The 20,862-nt window shown below is 64.9% G+C and carries 21 protein-coding genes and 1 tRNA gene; 11 read left to right on the top strand and 11 right to left on the bottom strand.

Translation table 11 applies throughout. From position 1 onward, the window contains the following. Positions 1-458: 458 nt before the first annotated feature. The 8 genes from VL129_RS10235 (at position 459) to VL129_RS10200 (ending at position 7,836) form a co-directional block, all read left to right on the top strand. Positions 459-1,235: a hypothetical protein gene (locus VL129_RS10235; RefSeq protein WP_325412719.1), complete on the top strand. Its 777-nt coding sequence runs from the start codon at positions 459-461 to the stop codon at positions 1,233-1,235. Between the two features lie 88 nt (positions 1,236-1,323). Further along, a complete protein-coding gene (locus VL129_RS10230; RefSeq protein WP_325412718.1) occupies positions 1,324-1,536 on the top strand; it encodes an AlpA family phage regulatory protein in 213 nt (70 codons plus the stop codon). A 4-nt stretch (positions 1,537-1,540) separates the two neighbouring features. Next, a complete protein-coding gene (locus VL129_RS10225; protein ID WP_325412717.1) occupies positions 1,541-2,386 on the top strand; it encodes a ParA family protein in 846 nt (281 codons plus the stop codon). Then, on the top strand, positions 2,383-3,726 hold the full coding sequence (dnaB, locus tag VL129_RS10220; protein WP_325412716.1) for a replicative DNA helicase: 1,344 nt from the start codon (positions 2,383-2,385) through the stop codon (positions 3,724-3,726). The genes VL129_RS10225 and dnaB overlap by 4 nt, the downstream gene beginning before the upstream one ends. Further along, the gene (locus VL129_RS10215) at positions 3,726-5,123 is read left to right on the top strand and encodes a ParB family protein (RefSeq protein WP_325412715.1); all 1,398 of its coding nucleotides are present in this window, start codon (positions 3,726-3,728) and stop codon (positions 5,121-5,123) included. Before dnaB ends, VL129_RS10215 begins: the two co-directional genes overlap by 1 nt. A 12-nt stretch (positions 5,124-5,135) precedes the next feature. Then, on the top strand, positions 5,136-5,693 hold the full coding sequence (locus VL129_RS10210; protein WP_325412714.1) for a DUF2857 domain-containing protein: 558 nt from the start codon (positions 5,136-5,138) through the stop codon (positions 5,691-5,693). Then, complete coding sequence (locus VL129_RS10205) at positions 5,690-6,952, top strand: STY4528 family pathogenicity island replication protein (RefSeq protein ID WP_325412712.1); 1,263 nt, start codon at positions 5,690-5,692, stop codon at positions 6,950-6,952. Before VL129_RS10210 ends, VL129_RS10205 begins: the two co-directional genes overlap by 4 nt. Positions 6,953-7,107: 155 nt before the next feature. After that, a complete protein-coding gene (locus VL129_RS10200; RefSeq protein WP_325412710.1) occupies positions 7,108-7,836 on the top strand; it encodes a PFL_4669 family integrating conjugative element protein in 729 nt (242 codons plus the stop codon). 14 nt (positions 7,837-7,850) lie between these two features. Here the strand turns inward: VL129_RS10200 and VL129_RS10195 are convergent, their stop codons facing one another. The 4 genes from VL129_RS10195 to VL129_RS10180 all read right to left on the bottom strand — a co-directional run bounded on the left by VL129_RS10195 (position 7,851) and on the right by VL129_RS10180 (position 10,472). After that, positions 7,851-8,153 carry a hypothetical protein gene (locus tag VL129_RS10195; RefSeq protein WP_325412708.1) on the bottom strand — a complete coding sequence of 101 codons (303 nt, stop codon included), beginning with the start codon at positions 8,151-8,153 and terminating at the stop codon, positions 7,851-7,853. Further along, positions 8,150-8,899, bottom strand: a complete 750-nt coding sequence (locus VL129_RS10190) for an AzlC family ABC transporter permease (protein WP_325412706.1) — start codon at positions 8,897-8,899, stop codon at positions 8,150-8,152. The genes VL129_RS10195 and VL129_RS10190 overlap by 4 nt, the downstream gene beginning before the upstream one ends. A gap of 314 nt (positions 8,900-9,213) precedes the next feature. After that, entirely contained in the window at positions 9,214-10,011 is a 798-nt protein-coding gene (locus VL129_RS10185; protein ID WP_325412704.1) for an AraC family transcriptional regulator, read from the bottom strand. Positions 10,012-10,382: 371 nt separating this feature from the next. After that, positions 10,383-10,472 (bottom strand) — tRNA-Ser (locus VL129_RS10180). 239 nt (positions 10,473-10,711) lie between these two features. Between VL129_RS10180 and VL129_RS10175 the strand changes: the two genes are divergently transcribed. Next, the gene (locus VL129_RS10175; RefSeq protein ID WP_325412702.1) at positions 10,712-11,401 is read left to right on the top strand and encodes a crotonase/enoyl-CoA hydratase family protein; all 690 of its coding nucleotides are present in this window, start codon (positions 10,712-10,714) and stop codon (positions 11,399-11,401) included. Between the two features lie 107 nt (positions 11,402-11,508). Further along, positions 11,509-12,252, top strand: coding sequence for a lysophospholipid acyltransferase family protein (locus VL129_RS10170; protein WP_325412700.1), 744 nt, complete (start codon positions 11,509-11,511; stop codon positions 12,250-12,252). A 9-nt stretch (positions 12,253-12,261) separates the two neighbouring features. Here VL129_RS10170 and VL129_RS10165 read toward each other — a convergent pair whose 3' ends face one another. The 4 genes from VL129_RS10165 to VL129_RS10150 form a co-directional block, all read right to left on the bottom strand. Then, entirely contained in the window at positions 12,262-12,990 is a 729-nt protein-coding gene (locus tag VL129_RS10165; RefSeq protein ID WP_325412698.1) for an amidotransferase, read from the bottom strand. Positions 12,991-13,085: 95 nt separating this feature from the next. Then, complete coding sequence (locus VL129_RS10160; protein WP_325412696.1) at positions 13,086-15,230, bottom strand: 3-hydroxyacyl-CoA dehydrogenase NAD-binding domain-containing protein; 2,145 nt, start codon at positions 15,228-15,230, stop codon at positions 13,086-13,088. 14 nt (positions 15,231-15,244) lie between these two features. Continuing rightward, a complete protein-coding gene (locus VL129_RS10155; protein ID WP_325412694.1) occupies positions 15,245-16,450 on the bottom strand; it encodes an acetyl-CoA C-acetyltransferase in 1,206 nt (401 codons plus the stop codon). A 347-nt stretch (positions 16,451-16,797) separates the two neighbouring features. Next, a complete protein-coding gene (locus VL129_RS10150; protein WP_325412692.1) occupies positions 16,798-17,688 on the bottom strand; it encodes an AEC family transporter in 891 nt (296 codons plus the stop codon). An 81-nt stretch (positions 17,689-17,769) separates the two neighbouring features. On the opposite strand from VL129_RS10150, the gene VL129_RS10145 reads away from it, so the two are divergent. Then, positions 17,770-18,126, top strand: coding sequence for a rhodanese-like domain-containing protein (locus VL129_RS10145; RefSeq protein WP_325412690.1), 357 nt, complete (start codon positions 17,770-17,772; stop codon positions 18,124-18,126). Between the two features lie 60 nt (positions 18,127-18,186). On the opposite strand, the gene rpoS is transcribed toward VL129_RS10145, so the two are convergent. The 3 genes from rpoS to VL129_RS10130 form a co-directional block, all read right to left on the bottom strand. Beyond that, positions 18,187-19,188: an RNA polymerase sigma factor RpoS gene (gene rpoS, locus VL129_RS10140; RefSeq protein ID WP_325412689.1), complete on the bottom strand. Its 1,002-nt coding sequence runs from the start codon at positions 19,186-19,188 to the stop codon at positions 18,187-18,189. Between the two features lie 89 nt (positions 19,189-19,277). Beyond that, entirely contained in the window at positions 19,278-20,126 is an 849-nt protein-coding gene (locus VL129_RS10135; protein WP_325412687.1) for a peptidoglycan DD-metalloendopeptidase family protein, read from the bottom strand. A 19-nt stretch (positions 20,127-20,145) separates the two neighbouring features. Beyond that, on the bottom strand, positions 20,146-20,862 hold a 717-nt coding region (locus tag VL129_RS10130), incomplete at its 5' end, for a DUF368 domain-containing protein (RefSeq protein ID WP_325412685.1).

Raw genomic sequence — 20,862 nt, 5'->3', positions numbered from 1 at the left:
CGAATCTGTGGATGGCGCGGCGGCATTTACTTGCGAACACAGGAGAGGTGCGCCTGTAACACGGCGAATAGCCGCTACGGGGTACGCGTAGCGGCTAGAAACCCTACATAAGACGTCGATCTGAGCGTTTTTTGATCGATGCACCACTTCAAAAAACAGCGAGGTCTGTAGTCGGCCAGAAATACGGGGCTACTTCAGACCATCCTTAAAGCTTACCGACCAAGTACCAGGCCGAGCGGCAAGCTATTAATTGATAAATATCAAGAATATAAAATCACACAAAAACATGAACAAAAAACCAACCAACCGCTTGGCTTTTTAAACACATAAACTTCGAAATCGCTCACGTTTCACGATGAAACATCCGCCAGCTTCTTTTAACTCTCATTCTATCTGCTAACCAATTATCCCCGAACCCATTCGATCAACCGGACAAAATGTCTCCAGGAGTTATCAGCGTGGAAAAGGATATTCGCCTGATGCCATACAATCCCGACTCCAAAACCTACTACCGGCCTCTTGAGGCCGCCCTGCGCTGGTGCAAACTGTCCGCGCATGAGGAGCACATACTCACCGAAGCCGCACAGTCTCCCGAGTTTCAGCCATTCTGCTGCTTTTCCAGGTGGCCTTGCCTGCAGGCCAACACCGAGAAAATCCTCGATGCCATCCATAACGGCGAGCTGCGCTATGGCTGCCTGGGCACCACCGTCACCCCTGGGACCTTCATCGAATCTCACTCCCTGACGGTCCGGCATACCGACCTCAAGAGCTGGATGTCCGATTATTATCCGGATCAGAAACCCAGCTTTCTTTTTGATGCCTTTGAAAGAAAGATACACAGCGGCATTACGTTGGACGCCTTCCAGGTGATCAAGGCCGAACATGACTCGCTGGTGAAAAAGATGGAGTCGCAATGTGCGGAGTGTCAGTTCAATGCCCAGAAAGCCGATAAATCCCCGGGAATCGATATCGCCGCTGTGGCTTCAGACACCCCCAGCGAACGCAGCGAGAAAGCCAATCTAAATGTCATTGGCTCCCTCCTCAACCTGTTACTTGGCAAGTCCCCATCGGGCGTTCCCTATTCACGGTTCGAAACGCAAGCGGCCGTGATTACCTCACTGGTCGCCCATCACTCCGGGCGGCTGGGAATCACGAAACGAACCCTGGAGCGCAAATTCGCCGCCGCTCGACAAAGCCTCGGCGCCGGCGGTACCCCCTTACCGCCATTACGGTAGGGCTTACCGCCAATACGGTTTACCACTGCGCAGCGCCGGTCTTTCTTCAGGTCACCCATCACGCGCCATTACGCGCCAAGGAGTGACCATGCAAAGCCCCCAGCAGCCCCCCGTCCACCCCACGCGCCATATCCTTCGCCTCAATGAAGTCATGCGTCGAACCGGCTTTCGGCGAGCGCACATCTACAACCTGATGAAGCTCGACAAGTTCCCGCATGCCAGACGTATCGGCTTGCGGGCGGTGGGCTGGGACTCACAGGAGATCGAGCAATGGATCGCCGCCCGCCTGGACAGGAGCTGATCGCATGTACGTGCTTTCGATCATCTCCACCAAGGGCGGGGTGGGCAAAACCACCGTCACCGCCAATCTGGGCGCAGTGCTCGCCGATGCGGGATTGCGCGTTTTACTGATCGATCTGGACAGCCAGCCGACCCTGTCCAGCTACTTTTCCCTGACCAGCCGAGCGCCGTGCGGGACGCTGGAGCTCATCGCCCAGCACCAGCTGGAACCGCGCCAGATCGTGTCACGCACCGAGATTGCCGGGCTGGACCTGATCCGCTCCAATGACCCGACCGGCCAACTGGCCACGCTCCTGCTCCATGCGCCCGATGGCCGGGTCCGCCTGCGCAACCTGCTGCCCCGCCTGGCCAGCGCCTATGACCTGGTCCTGATCGATACCCAGGGTTCGCGCAGCGTCGTGCTGGAAATGGCCGTGCTGGCCGCGGACCGCGCGCTGTCGCCGGTGCTCCCGGAAATGCTGGCCGCCCGCGAAGTGCATGGCGGCACCCTGCAGTTGCTGGCCGACCTGCAGCCGCTGCAACGGATGGGCATCCGCACACCCGCGCTGGCCCTGCTGCTCAATCGCACGGAAGGCATCAGCAACGACGGTCGCCTGATCACCGCAGGTCTGCGTCGCTCCTTCAGTCATACACCGCCCCTGCTGCTGCTCAATACCAGCATTCCCGGCCTGGTCGCCTACCGGCAGGCCGCCACGCTCGGGCTGCCGGCACACCGTTTCGAACCGCGTCAGCCCCACGGTCGCAAGGCGCCATCCTGCCTGAGCTCACTGCAGGCGCTGGCCATCGAACTGTTTCCGCAGTGGCGCCAGCAGCTGGCCCAGCTGACCCTGGACGCGGGAGACCGGCAATGACCCTCACTCCCGTGATGCCGCCCTACTCGGATGAAGCGGAACAGGCTGTCCTGGGCGGACTGCTGCTGGATAACCAGGCCTGGGACCTGGTTGCCGACCTGCTCTGCGGCGAAGACTTCTTTCGCGCAGAGCACCGGCTGATCTTCCGCGCCATCGAAACCCTGGCCAACCAGAACATACCCTTCGATGTCGTGACGCTGGCCGAGCGGCTGGAGAGCCAGCCGGAAGCGGGCGGTTTGGCGTACCTGGGCGAACTGGCGAAGAACATCCCCTCGGTGGCCAACCTCCACACCTATGCGCAGATCGTCCGCGACCGCGCCCATCGGCGCCGCCTGATGCAGTTCGGCTTCGCCTGCTATCGCGAAGCCAACGAGTCCGAGGTGATCGCCACGGACCTGCAGGAGCGCTTCGAGCAGCGGCTGTTCGGCCTTGGCCAGCACCTGCAAACGCACGAGTTCATCGACCTGCGCCAGTGCCTGGGAACGGTCATCGATGAAATCGACCGCCACTTCAACGCGGGCAGCGTCACCACCGGCTTACCCAGTGGACTGACGATCCTCGATGAGCACACGGCGGGTTTCCAGCCGGCCGATCTGATCATCATCGCGGCGCGCCCGTCGATGGGCAAAACCAGCCTGGCGCTGAGCCTGCTGGAAAGCGCCCTGCTTGCCCGGCCCCAGCACAGCGTGCAGATCTACAGCCTGGAAATGCCGGCGCGCGCCCTGGTTTATCGCCTGCTGGCCATCCTCGGCCAGCTGTCACTGTCCAGCCTGCTCAAGGGCACGCTGCAGGATGACGACTGGCCGCGCCTGAGCGCGGCAGCGGGCAAGCTCAGCCAGTTCGGCGAGCGGCTGATCATCGATGACACCCCCGCGCTGAGCTGCGCGGCCCTGCGGGCGCGCGCCCGGCGCGCCAGCCGGCGCTTCGGCATGCCGGCCCTGGTGATGATCGATTACCTACAGCTGATGCGCTCCTCCCCACGGGAAAACCGCAACCTGGAAGTCACCGAGATCACCGGCACGCTCAAGGCCCTGGCCAAGGAGCTCAACTGCCCGGTGATCGCTCTGTCCCAACTCAACCGCGCTCTCGAGCAGCGCGGCAACAAGCGCCCGCTGCTGTCGGACCTGCGCGAATCCGGCGCCATCGAGCAGGACGCCGACCTGATCCTGTTCGTCTATCGCGATGAGGTCTACCACGCGGACAGCGAAGCGCGCGGCACGGCGGAGCTGATCATCGGCAAACACCGCAACGGTCCGACCGGCACGGTGCACTGTGCGTTCCTCGCCGAACAGGCGCGCTTCGCCTCCCTGGCCGCGCCCTCCAGCTGGAGGCCGGAGTGATGCCGCCTCGCCATACCCACACCACCCTGGACTGCATTGCCCAGCAGTTGCTGTCGACCCAACGCGAGGCGCCACGCGACCTGACGCTGACCGACCCGCTAAGCGACACGCCGATCCGCGTCAGCCTGGAGCAACTGCGTCCCTACGAACACAACCCGCGCACCCTGCGCAATCCGCTCCACGACCAGCTGAAAGCCTCAATCCGGGAACGCGGACTGGATCAGCCACCGACCATTACCCGGCGCCCCGGGGAACGCCACTACATCGTTCGCAATGGCGGCAATACCCGCCTGGCCATCCTCAACGAGCTCTGGCAGGAAACCGCCGACGAGCGCTTCTTTTACCTCGACTGCCTGTTCAAGCCATGGACCGATGAATCCAGCGCGCTGCTCGGCCATCTCGCCGAGAACGACCTGCATGCCCAGCTCAGCTTCATCGAGCGCGCCTTCGCCGTGGACCGCCTCAAGTCCCTCTACGAACAGGAGGGTCCCGCGCTCAGCCAGCAGGAACTGGCCAGACGCTTGTCCGCCGGCGGCTATCCCGTCTCGCAATCGCACATCAGTCGCCTGCTGGAAACCCTTGAGCACCTGCTGCCAGGCCTGCCCTTGGCGTTGCGGGCGGGTCTGGGCAAGCCGCAGATCGTGCGGCTGCTGGCCCTGCGTAAACAGGCGCAGGGGCTCTGGACGCAACAGCCGCAGGCCGGCGAAGACTTCAGCCACGTCTGGACACGCGCCCTGCAGGCATTCGACACCGCGGGGATTCCGCCCATCGAGGCGCTGAGCGAGCATCTGTTGCGGCAACTGAAGCCGGCGGACCCTTGCCCAACCGAGCCGGCGCCGCTGACCACCGCCACAGAGCATCCCGCCGATCTGCAACCGGACTGCGACCCGCCGGCCCTCACCCCAGCGGACCGCAACGAGCCGGTACGTCAGCCGATCGGCGCTCCTGAGGCGGATACCGGACTCGACCGCGACCCGGCCCTGTGGCCGATCAGCGCCGAACTCGACAGTCCCGCGCCGCTGCGCAGGGAGATACACCGCCTGGCCGGCGCGCTGGCAACGGCCGCCGGCATTCCCGAGGCGGTCATCCCCACCAACTACGGGCTGGGTTTTGCCTGGCGGCCCAGCCCCGCCGAGACGCCTCTGGCGCTGTCGGTGCACTTGCTCCTGGGCGCCCTGCTGCGCGCGCATGATCCTGGTGCTTGGCAAGACCAACAGCATCTGCCGGCCGCGTTGTTCGGACAGGTGCTGCTGGGCAGCTATCAGCTGCCGCTTCCTGACCAGCCCGCCGAAGACATCGGCCTGGCGCGCCTGCCGGATGCGCCGCTGGTGCAGCTGTTTCGCCTGATCCGCCTGAGCCGACGCCTGATCGACCTGGAATCCCCGCCTGCCACCTGAAAGGAGTACCCGATGAGTCTCTCCTTCCACAGTCTCAACAACGCCATGCTGCTGCAGATTCTGCATGACCTGCGGGCCGGCAACCGGGAGCGCTGCAAGGCACTGGGTCTGAGCGAGGGGGACCTGGAGCTGCTGCGCACCCTGCCCCACGGCATCCTGGCGGGCCTGGCGCACGCACCGGTGCCCTGGGTGCAGGTGCGCATCGATCTCCAGACGTTCCGGCGCATCATTGTGCAAGGCGAACGGGACGAGCAGCTCGAGCTGCTGATCAACCGAGCGATCCGCCTCGGCGCCAGCAGCGCGATCATGTACGAGTGTTTCGGCCTGCTCTACTCGGAAACCGCACTGCGCAGACGACTACTGAACGTCCCGGCGAGCAAGGGACGCCCACGGCAGCTCAGCGAGGCCCAGCAACACGCCCTCTGGCGTCGATGGCTGCAGTTGCGTCCCAAGGAGCCCAGCCGGGACCCCGTCGAGCGGTTTGAAGCCATGCTGTTGCTGGCCGAAGAACAGCGGATCAGCGTGGCGCACGTCTGGCAGCAAGTGGCTCTGCATGGCGAGCGCCGATGAGCACGGCGCGCTGGAAGCGGATCATTCAGCAGGCCACCCGCCTGCCGGTCGCCGGCCAGCCGCGCCGATCCACCCCGGGCGACGCCATCGAGACCCAGGACGGCGGGCGCGGCCCTTTCCGTTACAGCGGCACGTGCCTGGACCGCGTGCCGCGCGCGCTGCTGCTCGACCGGCGCCTGACACCTCTGGAGCGCAATGCCTGGCAGGTCATTCGTCTGCTGAGCCACGAATCCGAGGCCGCACCACCGCACTCCGCCGATCTGGGGAATTATCTGTCCAGCGTTCCCGGCGGCACGCGCGCTTCGCGGGAAACCGTCGCACGCGTGCTGTCCCTGCTGCGTCTGACACGCTGGCTTAGCCTCGTATCCCGGGGGCGCGATGCCCACACCGGCCAGTGGCAGAAAGCGCTCTACGTGCTGCACGACGAACCGCTGAGCCCGGCCCAGGCCCTGGCGATCGACCCTCACTATTCCCAACTGATCGAGGACAGTCTGGTGCACGCGGCCAAGGCCGTGCGTCAGGTGGCGGAGCGGGTGCTTGATGAGTTGAAGCAGGATCCCGCCGTAGCCCCCTCGCAGATCACCACCCAACGAGCGCGCCGGCCGCACCGGGCCGATCAACGCGCGACAGCACACCCCGTTATGCCAGCGCACGAATCCGAACCCGGGGATTTCGCCCGGTTCGGAATCGCGCCCGCCCGGGTTCGGAATCACGCAGCGCCCGGTTCGGAATCCGAATCAAGCCTGAAATCAACGACTTACCACCCAGTTCGGAATCCGAACTCGCCGAGTACAGTACGTACAGATACAAGCATTAATACCTGTACAGTACCGCGCGCGCAGGCGGATGCAGCGCTTGGCTTATGCCCCGAGGGACTGAACGCCCTGAAGCTCACCCGCAACGCACGGCGGCAGGTCAGCCAGGCCCTGCTCAGCCTCCCACCGGCGCAGCGTCAGGCGGTGCTGGACGAGGCCGCTGCCCGCTGCCGGGCCGGTGGTATCCGCGAGCCCGCGGCCTACCTGACCGCGCTGATCCAGCGCGCCCGGCATGGCGAGTTCAAGCTGTGGGCCGCCGCCGGAGCGCCCGAAAGCGCGTTGCCAGCCAAACCGCCCAGCCAACCGCCACCGCCCGAACGCCCGGCGCAGCCCAAGCGCCAACCTGGCGACCCGGTATCCGCGCAGGTGCAGGTCTGCCTGGATGAACTGCGTCAGCACAGCCGATGCAGACGCGAGACCGGATCCGTTCCGCCCGCGGAATAATCCCTGTTGCCCGACTCGCTGCCGGTTATGCCACTGGCATAACCCGCCGGATCCGGAAGCGAAATAACCGAGCGGTCGACATTCAGGTTTCTGGCTGCATTGGCCAATGGCATTGCGCATCATCAGGCCAACTACGCCGACGCGGGGACCTCACCGTGGACTCGTTTCAGATCGAACTGGGCGCCTTGCGCAGCAACATCAGCCTGACCCTGCACACCTTTCATGCGGCACTGATCTGGCGTGGCCGCACGGCGCGCCTCGGGGCACGGCCGATCCTCGGCATGGCCGGGTACATCCAGATCACCAATCAGCTCAGGCAGGCAGCGGCCGCCGACGACCCCTATGCCGACTGGGCCATGTGCCAGCTGGAAGCGAAACTGGCGCGCGCCAAGGCCCGCATAGGCGAGCTGATCCAGCACCTGGACCGCATCCACCAGGACAGGCCCGAACAGGTCGACGTGGGCGACAACCTCAACCAGCACCCGGTCGTCCTGCCGCTGTACATCGGCAGCCCGCTGGGCTTTCTCGGCGTTTACCTGCTGACCGACTACGACATGCTGGCTCGCCGCGCCCTGCTGGCCCACCACACCGCGCTGATGGGTCAGCGGGAGATGGCGACCATTCTGGACAGTGGCGGCCACCAGCTACGCGGCCTGTTCGACCTGGCGCAGCGCTGCAAGCCATCGGGATTGTGCCGCGACGACTTTCGGGCCAACCATGCCGAGGCGCAGGCCGCCCGCGCACGCCTGGGTCCACTGCCGGACGATATCCTCAGCGGGGCGCAGCGCTCACAGTACGCACCGACGGTTTCTCAGCGTCGTGACGGCCCTGTTACAGCATCAACACTTCGGATACCTGATCAAGGATTTCCGGCCCCTCCTTGATCTCTGACGGTCGGTCAACTTGCCAGAAGAAAGTAAAGGGCGGTACCCAAGGCGGCTGCGCTGATGAGCCCAAGCGCATTCAGGAAAGCGACAGCTGCAACTACGGCCAGCGATACCGCCGCCGCCAGTGGCTCTCGCACCAGCTCGGAATAAGCGATATAGACGGCGAAGTTGATGAAGACAGCGGCTGGTAGAACCCGCTCGACGTACCGTCGACTCCCGGGCGCCATCCGAAACGAAACGAACGCCGGGAGGATCCGAACCAGGCAACTGGTGAGGAATAATGCCCCGATTGCGATGGCCACCGATTGATTCATATATCGGTCCTTCCGAGAATCACCGTGGCCGCCAACACACTCGGTATCCAGAAATAAAGCGGGCCCAAGAGGCTGATCAGCAAGAGCGATACCCCTGCACACAACCCCGCCGCCGCAAGGCCCCGGGTGCGACTGCTTCCTGGCACCTGCCAGAGCCGGGCGCGCAGCTGCAAGGCTGACAGGTGCATCAGCACCACGCTCGCGGGGAAGCCGAGATTGACGCCCTCACCGACCCAGGCCGCCGGAATGAATTGCCCCAGCACAGCGCCAAGCAGACCTGCGCCAACCCAGGCGCAGAATATCGTCCCTCGTATCAGCATGACGGCGCGCTTGCTGTCAGAGTCATGCTCGGTGGCGTAGGCCTCGTCACCCAGCATGTGTGCGACCACGGCTCGCTGGGTGAGCGATGTGGGTAGCCGTCCCGCCGAAGCATAGGCGATCGGCAAATAGCGGCTATTGATCGATGCCGTGACCATCAGCATGGTGAAGAAGCCGGCGTCGGCCTCTGCAAGTGGCAGCAAGGCGAATTGGCCGCTGCCGGAAAAGCCAAGCGCACCCACCGCCAGGATCTCGAGCCATGACCAGTCGGCACGTGCGGCAAGCGCGCCAAACAGCGCGCTGACCGGAACGATCGCAAGCGCAGTCGGGGCCACGCGACAAAGCGTGCGATGCAGCGTACCGGTTTGCAGCACAGCGGCAACCCAACTGCGTATTCGGGCGATGCACTCGGATTCGAATGAATTCAACTGGTTACCTCTCCGCAGTTGCATTGGCGACAGGCAATGAATGGCGGCATCAGGCCAGACGCAGCTATCTTCACTTACCTCGTCAGACGCTGGCTCAGCTTCACGCCACCGACTGCACAGGTGCCGCCCACGGCCCCACCGACAGTCGTTTGCCCTGATTAGGCACTCAGTGAATGCCTGCATGTCCCGGCCAGACGTGCCAGCCGGAACATGCGGTGGCATGCGAAGAGACGAATCTCCTCGGCCAGCCCAGCGCAAACGAGTCTAGAGAGGGGTGATTGGAAGGTATTGAACGATCGTGCAAGTTTTGCGGGTCAGCTTCGGCGCAGCATCTGCAGCCACCGAGCCGGTGATATCCCATAGGCCTTTTTGAAATGCCGCGCCATATGGCTCTGGTCTGCAAAGCCGGTATTCAGCGCGGCATCGATCAGCGATTGTCCCGAGAGGAGCTGCAATCTAACCTGGTCAAGCCGACGCATCGTCAGATATCGATAGGGGCTGGTTCCGTATAGCGCCCTGAAATCCCGGGACAGACTCCATCGGTCCCGGCCGCTGGCTCGCTCTAGCTCTTCAAGCGTGATGCTGCTGTCCAGGGCACAGTGGATGTAGTGGCGCGCGCGCTCAGCCGCAACGTAGTTGAGGGTGCGGCGTCGCTTGCGGACGCCAGAAACGGCGGCGAGGGCCTGTGCTAGATCATAGATGGCATCTTCTTCCTCGAGCGGATCGATCTGGCAGTCCATTCCCTGCATGAGCGTTTGGGTTGCAGCGAACAGACGCGGGTCGCGCGAAATGCCGTCCGGGACGAAGGGTAAAGTAGTACCGCCTAGCGTCTGCTGAAGCAGAGCGGGTTCGATATAAAGGATTCGGTAGTGGAACCCTTCGGCGCTTCCGGCTTCGCCATCATGCAGCTCATCCGGATGGATGACGATGGTCCCGCCGGGAAGGCTGTGCTTCATGCCGTCGCGATAGCGAAAGCTGTGCACGCCGGCAAGTGTGCGACCGACAGCGTAGGTATCGTGCCTATGGGGCTCGAATCCGAAGCCGCCAAAGTACGCTTCCATGCGTTCCAGCTTCGTTTTCGGGGCGCGTACCGCCCAATCCTTAAGATCCATGTGTCTTCCTTCTCAGCTGTAGCTCCTAGCTTACTTGCACTCCCATGCTGATGCGCCAGCAGCTCAACCCATCTGGTCGTGCTGCAATCGCCTGGTACGCAAGCAACACACCCAGCCACGGCAGCATTCAGCGTGATGGCGGTTGAAGAGCCGGACTGCAGCCCTGCACGACATGGGGCCCGAACGGACGAACGGAACATTAAAGATTTGGTGGAAACCGGCTCAGCCGGCAAAAACCAGTGCACCCAAGACAGCCCAGGCTTGCAGGGCAGATGACGCCCACGCGACGCCAGAGTGTGGGAACAAGTGTGGGAACAAACAAACGCCAAAAACGCGAAAGCCCCGTAGAACGGGGCTTTCGTGCTTGAAAGTGGCGGTGAGGGTGGGATTCGAACCCACGATACGGTTTCCCGTATACACACTTTCCAGGCGTGCTCCTTCAACCGCTCGGACACCTCACCGGATCTCGTTCGAGGCTTGCACCCCGTCGAGGCCCGCTAATCTAGTCGAGTGTTTTTCCAAAAGCAAATTTTATTTTTCATTTTCTTCATTTTTTTCATGCGCTTAGGCGTCTGCTCCCGAACAGGGTCTGCCGCGACGGGCGGAACGGCGTCGCGCATGACCCATCAGTCGGTCATCGTGCTTTACCTGACCGCCGCGGCTGGTTAACGTCAGCGCCACTGCCAACAAGGAACCCGCCATGAGTGAGCTGATCTCCTACGAATTCGCCGACGGCATCGCCACCCTCACGCTGAACAACGGCAAGGTGAACGCGATCTCGCCGGACATGATTGCCGCCTTCAATGCCGCGCTGGATCGCGCCGAGCAGGATCGCGCGGTGGTCATCTTCACCGGGCAGCCGGGCATTCTGTCCGGCGGTTACGACCTCAAGGTCATGACCTCCAGCCCGCAGAACGCCCTGGATCTGGTCGCCTCCGGCTCAACCCTGGCGCGCCGCATGCTGGCCCACCCCTACCCGATCATCGCCGCCTGCCCCGGCCATGCGGTGGCCAAGGGCGCCTTCCTGCTGCTGTCCTCGGACTACCGCATCGGCGTGAAGGGGCCGTTCAATATCGGGCTCAACGAAGTGCAGATCGGCATGACCATGCACCACGTGGGCATCGAGCTGTCCCGCGACCGTCTGAGCAAGGCGGCCTTCCAGCGCTCGGTGATCAACGGCGAGATGTTCGATCCGCAAGGCGCGCTGGACGCGGGCTTCCTGGATCGCCTGGTCGAGCCGGAAGCGCTGATGGCCAGCGCACGCGAAGTGGCGTCCCAACTGCTGAAGATCAACATGAAGGCCCACCGCCAGACCAAGCTGAAGGTGCGCAAGGAGCTGCTGGAAACCCTCGACAAGGCCATCGAGCTGGACAAGCAGTACGGCTTCTGACCCAGCAGGGGCCGGCCGACGGCCCCTTCCCTTAGCCTTTCGCACGATTTGCCGGGCTCAATGGACATCCGTACACTGAGCCGCCCCGAATCGCCAAGAGCCTGTCCATGCTGTCTGCTCTGCGCCTGTTCCTGCTGTGCGCCTACTCCGCCCTGGCCAGCCTGACTGGTCTGTTCCTGTGTCTTCTGCATCCCTTCAACCCTGAGAACACGCGGCGCTGCGCGCGGCTGTTCGCACTGCCCAGCCAGCGCTTCCTGGGCATCCGGGTGGAAACGGACATCGAGGAACTGCACAAGCCCGCCCAGGCCTGTGTGATCGTCGCCAACCACCAGTCCAACTACGATCTGTTCGTGCTGGGCGGCGTGGTGCCGCCACGCACCGTGAGCCTGGGCAAGAAGAGCCTGAAGTGGATTCCGCTGTTCGGCCAGCTGTACTGGCTGGCCGGCAACGTGCTGCTCGACCGCGGCAATGCCATCCGCGCCAAGCAGGCCATGCTGACCACCACCGAGGCCCTGCGCGACCGGCAGGTGTCCATCTGGGTATTCCCCGAAGGCACCCGCAATCCCGGGCCGCAGCTGCTGCCCCTCAAGAAAGGCGCGTTCCAGATGGCGATTGCCGCCGGCGCGCTCATCGTCCCGGTGTGCGTCAGCCGCTACGCCAAGGCGCTGGATCTGAACCAACTGGAAAGCGTGCACGTGAAGATACGCGCGCTGCCGGCCATTCCCACCGCCGGCATGACCCTGGATGACATGCCGGCCCTGATGGAACGCTGCCGCGCGCAGATGGCCGCCGTGATCGATGAACTGAGCAGCGAAGCGGCGGACGCCGCCCCTGCGCCGCTCGGCCGCTGAGCCACTCACTCAGGCCGGCTGCGAATCCCGGCCCTGGGCCACGAAGCGTAGCATCCACTCGCCCACCGCCTTGCCGTGGTGGAGGTCCTGCAGGCTGCCCAGTGCCTGGGTATACAGGGCCTCACCAAGCATGTCCTGGCGGGCGTCGAGCAGCGCCTTCGAATAATCGACGACGAACTCCGGGTGACCCTGGAAGCAGAGCACGCGGTCGTCGATGCGGAAGGCGGCGACCGGGCAGAACTCGCTGGAGGCCAGAATGGTAGCGTTCTCCGGCAGGCGGGTGACCTGATCGCGATGGCTGATCAGCAGGGAAAGATCGTCCAGCGCCGGCTGCATCCAGGGTTCGCGATTCTCCAGGCGGTACTGGTGCAGACCGACACCCCAGCCCTGCTGCGCACGCTCGGTATTGCCGCCCAGCAGCAGCGCCAGGAGTTGGTGGCCGAAGCAGATGCCCAGCAGCTTGTCGCCCTTCTCGTAACGCTTGAGCAGGTAGTCCTTGAGGGTCTGGATCCAGGGATCGCTGCCGAAGGAGTCGGCCTTGCTGCCGGTGACCAGGTAGGCGTCGTAGTGCCGATCCTCGGGCGGGTACTGGCCATCCACCACGTTGAAGGTCTCGAACTCGGCGGCGATCGGCTGGTCGGCGAACAGCTGCTTGAACATGTGGCCGTAGCCGGTATAGGCGTCCACCAGCTCGGGACGCAGATGATCGGTTTCGAGGATGCAGATACGCAGGGGCATGGGGGTTACTCAAAGACTGTAATGCCCCGTCTTTCTACCAGATGCCCCGGGTAGGTGAACAGGCCCGGCGCCGCTTCCGGCGACGGGCCTGGTGGCTAGAACTGACCGCCCGTCGCGGCCTTGTCCAGCAGCAGGGACGGCGGCGCGAAACGCTCGCCGTGGCGCTCGGCCAGCTCGCGGGCACGCGCCACGAAGCGCGCCACGCCGTACTGGTTGATGAACTGCAGCGCACCGCCGCTCCAGGCGGCGAAGCCGATGCCGAACACCGAGCCGATATTGGCATCGGCGACCGAGGTCAGCACGCCCTCCTCCAGGCAACGCACCGTCTCGATGGCCTGGATGAACAGCAGACGGTCGCGAATTTCCTGCGCCTGCGGCTGCTCGGCGGCTTCCGTGAATGCCGACTTGAGGCCGGGCCACAGCTGCTTCCTGCCACCGGCGGGATAGTCGTAGAAGCCACCGCCGGCGGCCTTGCCGGGTCGCTGGTGGGTTTCCAGCATCCGCTCGATCACCGCGAAGGCCGGATGCACCGGCGTGGGCTTGCCCTCCTCGGCCAGGTCGGCCTGGGTCTGCGCGCGGATGTGCGCCATCAGGCTCAGCGACACTTCGTCCGAGACCGCCAGCGGCCCCACCGGCATGCCGGCCTGGCGCGCCTGGTTCTCGATCATCGCCGCACTCACGCCTTCGCCGAGCATGGCGATGCCTTCGTTGGTGTAGGTGCCGAACACCCGCGAGGTGAAGAAGCCCCGACTGTCGTTGACCACGATTGGCGTCTTGCGGATCTGCTGGACGAAGTCGAAGGCGCGCGCCAGGGTCTCGTCGCTGGTCTGCGCGCCGCGGATGATTTCCACCAGCGGCATCTTGTCCACGGGACTGAAGAAGTGCAGGCCGACGAACCGCTGTGGCTGCCGCACCGCCCGGGCCAGCCCGGTGATCGGCAGGGTCGAGGTGTTCGAGGCGATCACCGCGTCGGGCAGCGCAGCGGCTTCGGCGGCGGCGGTCACCCGGCCCTTCAGCTCGCGGTTTTCGAACACGGCTTCGATGATCAGGTCGCAGCCGGCGAAGTCCGCTTCGCGGTCGGTGGTATGAATGCGGGCCAGGAAGACCTCCCGCTCGGCCGCCGTCAGGTGGCCACGACTCAGTTTCTTGTCCAGCAGAGCGGCGGAATAGGCCTTGCCCTTCTCCGCCGCCTCGACGGACACGTCCTTGAGCACCACCTCGATGCCGGCGGCCGCGCTCACGTAGGCGATCCCGGCGCCCATCATGCCGGCGCCCAGCACGCCGACCCTGGCGACCCGATGGCGCTCGGGCACGGAGGGCCGGGAGCGGCCGGCGTTGATCTCGTTGAGCTGGAACCAGAAGGTGCCGATCATGTTCTTGGCCACCTGCCCGGTGGCCAGCTCGGTGAAATAGCGGGTTTCGATCCGCTCGGCGGTGGCGAAATCGACCTGGGCACCTTCCACGGCGGCGCAGAGGATCTTCTCCGGTGCCGGGAAGCAGCCTTTGGTTTTATCCAGCAGCATGCTCGGCGCAATCGCCAGCATCTGCGCCACGCCCGGGTGGCTGGGCGTGCCGCCGGGCAGCTTGTAGCCCTTGGCGTCCCAGGGCTGCACGGCCTGCGGATTGGCCAGAACCCAGGCACGGGCCTGGGCCAGCAGCGCCTCGCGGCTGCCCACCACTTCATGCAGCAGGCCGGCCTTCAGCGCCTCGCGGGGGCGCAGCTTCTTGCCCTCCAGCAGGAACGGCAGGGCCTTCTCGATGCCCAGCAGGCGCACGGTGCGCACGATGCCGCCGCCACCGGGCAACAGGCCCAAGGTGACTTCCGGCAGGCCGAGCTGCATGCCCGGCTCATCGAGCGCAATACGGTGATGACAGGCCAGGCAGATTTCCCAGCCGCCGCCCAGGGCGGCACCGTTGATGGCGGCGACCACCGGCTTACCGAGCGTTTCCAGGCGGCGCAGCTGCTGCTTGAGGCGCTGCACCATGGCGAAGAAGGGTTCGGCATCGGCGCGGGTGACGGCAACCAGCTCGTTCAGGTCGCCGCCGGCGAAGAAGGTCTTCTTCGCCGAGGTGAGGATGACGCCGGCAATCTGCTCGCGTTCGGCCTCCAGGCGTTCCAGTGTCTCGTCCATGGCCGCGCGGTAGGCGGCGTTCATGGTGTTGGCGCTCTGCCCGGGCATGTCCAGGGTCAGCAGGACGATGCCGTCGGCGCCGGTTTCGTAGCGAATGGCTTGGCTCATGGCGTTCTCCCTGCTCAGACCCGTTCGATGATGGTGGCGATGCCCATGCCGCCGCCCACGCAGAGCGTGGCCAGGCCGTAGCGCAGCTGGCGGCGCTCCAGTTCGTCGAGCAGGGTGGCGAGAATCATGCAGCCGGTGGCGCCCAGCGGATGGCCCATGGCGATGGCGCCGCCGTTGACGTTGACCTTCTCCTCGGGCACGCGCAGTTCCTTCATGAACCTGAGCACCACGGAGGCGAAGGCTTCGTTGACCTCGAACAGGTCGATGTCGTCGATGGACAGCCCGGCCTTGGCCAACGCCTTGCGGGTGGCCGGCGCCGGGCCGGTGAGCATGATGGTGGGATCGCTGCCGGTGACCGCCGTGGCGATGATGCGACCTCGCGGCGTCAGACCCAGCTGGCGGCCCTTGGCCTCGCTGCCGACCAGCATCAGCGCGGCGCCGTCGACGATGCCCGAGCTGTTACCCGGCGTGTGCACGTGGTTGATGCGCTCCACCTGGCTGTACTTGCGCAGCGCGGTGGCATCGAAGCCCATCTGCCCCATCATCTCGAAGCTGGGCTTGAGCTTGCCCAGCCCTTCCAGGCTGGTGTCGGGGCGGATGAACTCGTCATGATCGAGCAGCACCAGGCCGTTCTGGTCGGTGACTGGCACCAGGGTGCGGGCGAACAGCCTGTCACGGCGCGCCTGGGTGGCCTTCTGCTGGGAGCGCAATGCGAAGGCATCGACATCCTCGCGCCTGAAGCCTTCCAGGGTAGCGATCAGGTCGGCGCCGATGCCCTGGGGCACGAACTGGCACGTGAGGTTGGTGGCCGGGTCCAGCGCCCAGGCGCCGCCGTCGGAGCCCATCGGCACCCGCGACATGGATTCCACGCCACCGGCCACCACCAGGTCCTCGAAGCCGGAGCGCACCTTCATGGCGGCCAGGTTGACCGCCTCCAGGCCCGAGGCGCAGAAGCGGTTGAGCTGCACACCGGCGACCCGCTCGTCCCAGCCCGCCACCAGCGCGGCGGTCTTGGCGATATCGGCGCCCTGGTCGCCCACCGGTGTCACGCAGCCAAGCAGCACGTCGTCCACCTCGGCGGTGTCCAGGTCATTGCGCGCCTGCAGGCTGCGCAGCAGTCCGGCGGCCAGGTCCACCGGCTTGACGCTGTACAGCGCGCCGTCCGGCTTGCCCTTGCCGCGCGGCGTGCGCACGGCATCGAAAATCCAGGCATCGGTCATGGGGGTTCTCTCTTGTTGTAGTCGGTGCCGGCGATGCGGCGCTCGTCCTACCTTAGCCGGGGCCGGCCGACGGGCAATGACCAATGCGCTCAGCCGCGTTGACGACAGCGCTCAGATAAACGGCGCGCTGTGGCGAACCGTCTGGAACAAGCCTTTCGCGCCGCCCGAGAGGAGTACCGGCGGGCGGGTAGAACCCCGCCGAAGCCCCGCGAGTCGAAGCGAATGTGCCCCAACAACAAGAATCGAGGCCACGATCATGCGCAAGCCGTCGAAGAAACTGCGCGATGCCGGATTCATCCTGATCGCTATCACCCTGGTGCTGGTCCTGCCCAACCTGCCGGGCCTGCTCAGCTGAGGCGCAGGGTCGGCAGCAGCCAGGCCAGCAGCAACGGCAGGAGCAGCAGCGCCAGCAGGGTGGAGCAAAGCACCAGGCTGGCCACCTCCTCTGGCGAGCGGTTGGCGCGCAGCGCGAACAGGTAGTTGAACACCCCCACCGGCATGGCCGCCTGCAGGATCAGCACCCCGAGGGTCAGGGCCGGCACGCCCAGGCCGGTGCCGACCAGCCAGGCCAGCAGCGCACCACAGCCTACTCGCAGGCCACCCAGCAGCAGGCCTTGGGCCAGGTGGCGCACGCGGATGGTGGCCAGCGATACGCCCAGGGTCAGCAGCATCAGCGGAATGGCCATGCCACCCAGCAGGTTCAGGCTGTTCTGCAGCCAGCGCGGCAGCTGCAGCTCGAGAAACACCACCGGCAGGGCCAGCGCAACGCTGAGCAGGGTGGGATTGAGCAGCGCCTTCTTCAGCGAACGCTCACCGGCGAGCAGTTCGCCCAGGCTGAACTGGCTGACGCTGAGCACGATGAAGAAGGCCACCGCCAGCGCCAGCCCGGGTTCACCGAAGGCATAGAGACAGATCGGCAGCCCGAGGTTGCCGGTGTTGGAGAACAGAAAGGCCGGCACCAGGATGCGCCAGTCCTTGCGCAGCAGGCGGCTGATCGACCAGCCGGCAAGGCCCATCAGCACGGTCACCAGCACGCAGGCCAGCACCATTTCCAGGAAGGCGTCCGGCTCGATGCGCGTGCGGCTGAGTGCGGACAGCACCAGCGCGGGCGTGCCGATGCGCAGGGTGAGCTGGGCGATGAAGGTGGAGGGAAATTCCTGGCCACTGCGGGCCCAGCCATAGCCGATTCCCGCCGTGATCAGCACCGGAGCCAGAATGGCGAACAGTTCGGCCAGCATGACGACACCCGCGAAAAAACCGCGCGATCCTATCACGCCGCCGGAGTAAGCTGGCAGCGCGCTCAGCCGAAGGAGGTTTCCATGCGCTCACTGTTTCTTGCCATCGCCCTGCTCGCGGGCGGCCCGGTGCTGGCCGGGCCCATCGACCATTCCGCCGCCGTGGTCGCCATGGCCAAGCCGAACGCAGTGCTGATCGACGTACGCACCAGCCAGGAGTTCGCCGCCGGCGCGCTGCCGGGGGCGCAGCACATTCCGCATTTCCGGATTGCCGAGGGCATCGCGGCCGTGGCGCCCGACAAGGACACGCCCATCGTGCTGTACTGCCGCAGTGGGCGGCGTTCCTCCATCGCCCAGGAGCGCCTGCTGGAGATGGGCTACCGCCAGGTGATCAACGCCGGGGGCTACCAGGACTTCGGCGAACGCCTCGCCGAGCGCTGAGTCTGGAGCGCACAAACGAAACGGGGCGCCCTAGAGCGCCCCGTTTCACTTCGTCAGCCCTTACTGGAACAGCGCGTCACCCGACAGGCCGTTCTTCTCGAGGATTTCCCGCAGGCGCTTGAGCGCCTCCACCTGGATCTGCCGCACCCGCTCGCGGGTCAGGCCGATTTCCTGACCCACCTCTTCGAGCGTGCTGCTTTCATGGCCGCGCAGGCCGAAGCGGCGGATCACCACTTCCCGCTGCTTCTCGGTCAGGTCCGACAGCCAGGCATCGATGCTCTGGGACAGGTCATCGTCCTGAAGCAGCTCGCAGGGGTCGGAGGGGCGATCATCGGTGAGGGTATCGAGCAGCGTCTTGTCGGAGTCCGGCCCGAGGGAAACATCCACCGAGGTCACCCGTTCGTTGAGGCCCAGCATGCGCTTGACCTCGGAGACCGGCCGTTCGAGCAGATTGGCGATGTCTTCGGCGGAGGGCTCGTGGTCGAGTTTCTGCGTCAGCTCGCGGGCGGCCCGCAGGTAGACGTTGAGCTCCTTGACCACGTGGATCGGCAGCCGGATCGTGCGGGTCTGGTTCATGATGGCCCGCTCGATGGTCTGGCGAATCCACCAGGTCGCATAGGTCGAGAAGCGGAAACCGCGTTCCGGGTCGAACTTCTCCACCGCCCGGATCAGCCCCAGATTCCCCTCCTCGATCAGATCGAGCAGCGACAGACCCCGATTGACGTAGCGTCGGGCGATCTTCACCACCAGACGCAGGTTGCTTTCGATCATGCGCTTGCGTCCGGCGGGATCGCCGCGCTGCGCAAGTCGCGCGAAATGGACCTCCTCCTCGGGAGTCAGAAGAGGCGAGAAACCGATTTCGTTGAGATAAAGCTGTGTGGCATCGAGTGCCCGACTATAGTCGATGTGCTTGTGCTGCCTGGCTGAAGATGTCGCCGGTTTGATCCTGGCGCTGACGAAGGACTTCTCGTTCTCCTCGACTTCATCGAGAACAAGGGCCGGCTCCAGGAGGAGCACTTCGTCGTCGACATCAAACTCAGGCGCTTCTTTTTTGAGTGCCATTGTTATTGTCCCTTACTGAGTTCGACAACAGCTCAGATGCACTTTCCCTAGTACACCAGAGCCCATCCGCTCGCGGGATGGGCTGCGGATCAACGCCGCGGTAAATATTGCAATGGATCGACAGGTTTACCCTGACGGCGAATCTCGAAGTGGAGCTTCACCCGGTCAGTACCCGTCGAGCCCATTTCTGCAATGGTCTGCCCGGCTTTGACCTGCTGTCCCTCCCGCACCAACAGCCTACGGTTGTGCCCGTAGGCGCTTACATACACATCGTCATGCTTGATGATCAACAGCTCGCCGTAGCCCCGCAAACCACTCCCGGCGTACACCACCATGCCATCTGATGCGGCCAAAACAGGCTGTCCTAATTCCCCCGCTATATCAATTCCTTTATTCAAACTACCGTTTGGAGCAAAGCGCCCAACCATAGTTCCCGCTGCGGGCCACGTCCAGGCGGCTGCGGAACGATTTACCGCAGCCCTGGCCGGCGGCGCCGGCGTAACGGGTCGGGCGACCGCAGCCGCACTGGGTTTGGTAGCCGGCGGCGTGCTGGCCGGCGGCGGCGCCTTGACGGGCGGCGGGACGGGGGCCCTGGGTCGCGGCGCGGCGCTGACCGTCTGTCGGGAAGCCCCACTCTTGAGGGGGCCGTCGAAACGCAGGTAATCGCCGGGGCGCAACAGATAGGGCGCGCCGATATTGTTGTGGGCGGCCAGCGTCTTCCAGTCCCAGCCGAAGCGGAAGGCGATCGAGTAGAGCGTATCGCCGGGGCGCACCAGGTAGCGGCCGCGCCGCAAGGGTTCACGCATGTAGGCGCTCTGGTTGCGATCGATCACCTGCACCCCACCCGGCGGAGGGGAGGCGCAGCCGCCGAGCAGTCCGGCAACCAGCACGGCGCCGCCGATCAGCAGTCCGAGGTGGCCCGGCTTCGCTCGATTCAAGCGGCCCTCCTGCGCTTCATCAGTCCGCCAGGCCGGGGCGGACAGCGGCGGAACGCCGGCCCAGCCATTCGATGCCCAGCACCAGCACGATGGCCAGCAGGGCCAGCGACAGGGCGAGCAGCAGTTGGGGATCCTGGCCGATGATGGCAGCGTAGCGGTCCGGCAGCAGGTTTTCCTGCAGCAACGGGTAGGATTCGCCACGGCTGTTGGTCTGCCAGCTCAGCGTCTGCTTCCAGGGCCAGACCTTGCCGAGCGAGCCCAGGATGATGCCGGACAGAAAAGCCAGGGTCAGATCGCGAAAGTGCGCGAGCAGCCAGCTGAGCAACCGGGAAAAGCTCATCAGTCCCAGCAGGCAACCCAGCGCGAAGACTGCCAGCACCGGCAGGTCGAAGCTCTTGAGCGCACCGAGCACCGCTGGGTAGAGCCCCAGCAGCACCAGAATGAAACTGCCCGAGATACCCGGCAGGATCATCGCGCAGATGGCCAGCGCACCGGCGAAGAACAGGGTCACGGGATCGGCCGTCAGCTGCAGCGGCGCGGCCAGGGTGATCCAGATGGCGAAGGCGGTGCCGGCGACCAGCCCCAGCATGCGGTCCCAGCGCCAGAGAGACACTTCGCGCCCCACCAGCCAGACCGACACCATCACCAGCCCGAAAAAGAACGACCAGAGCGGAACGGGGTGGTGGTCCATCAGGTAGCTGATGCCCTTGGCCAGGCTGAACACGCTGGTAGCGAT

Source organism: Pseudomonas sp., assembly GCF_035497915.1.
Classification (GTDB): domain Bacteria; phylum Pseudomonadota; class Gammaproteobacteria; order Pseudomonadales; family Pseudomonadaceae; genus Serpens.
Note: the sequence above shows the minus strand (reverse complement) of the source record. Positions and strands in the feature narration are given on the sequence as shown.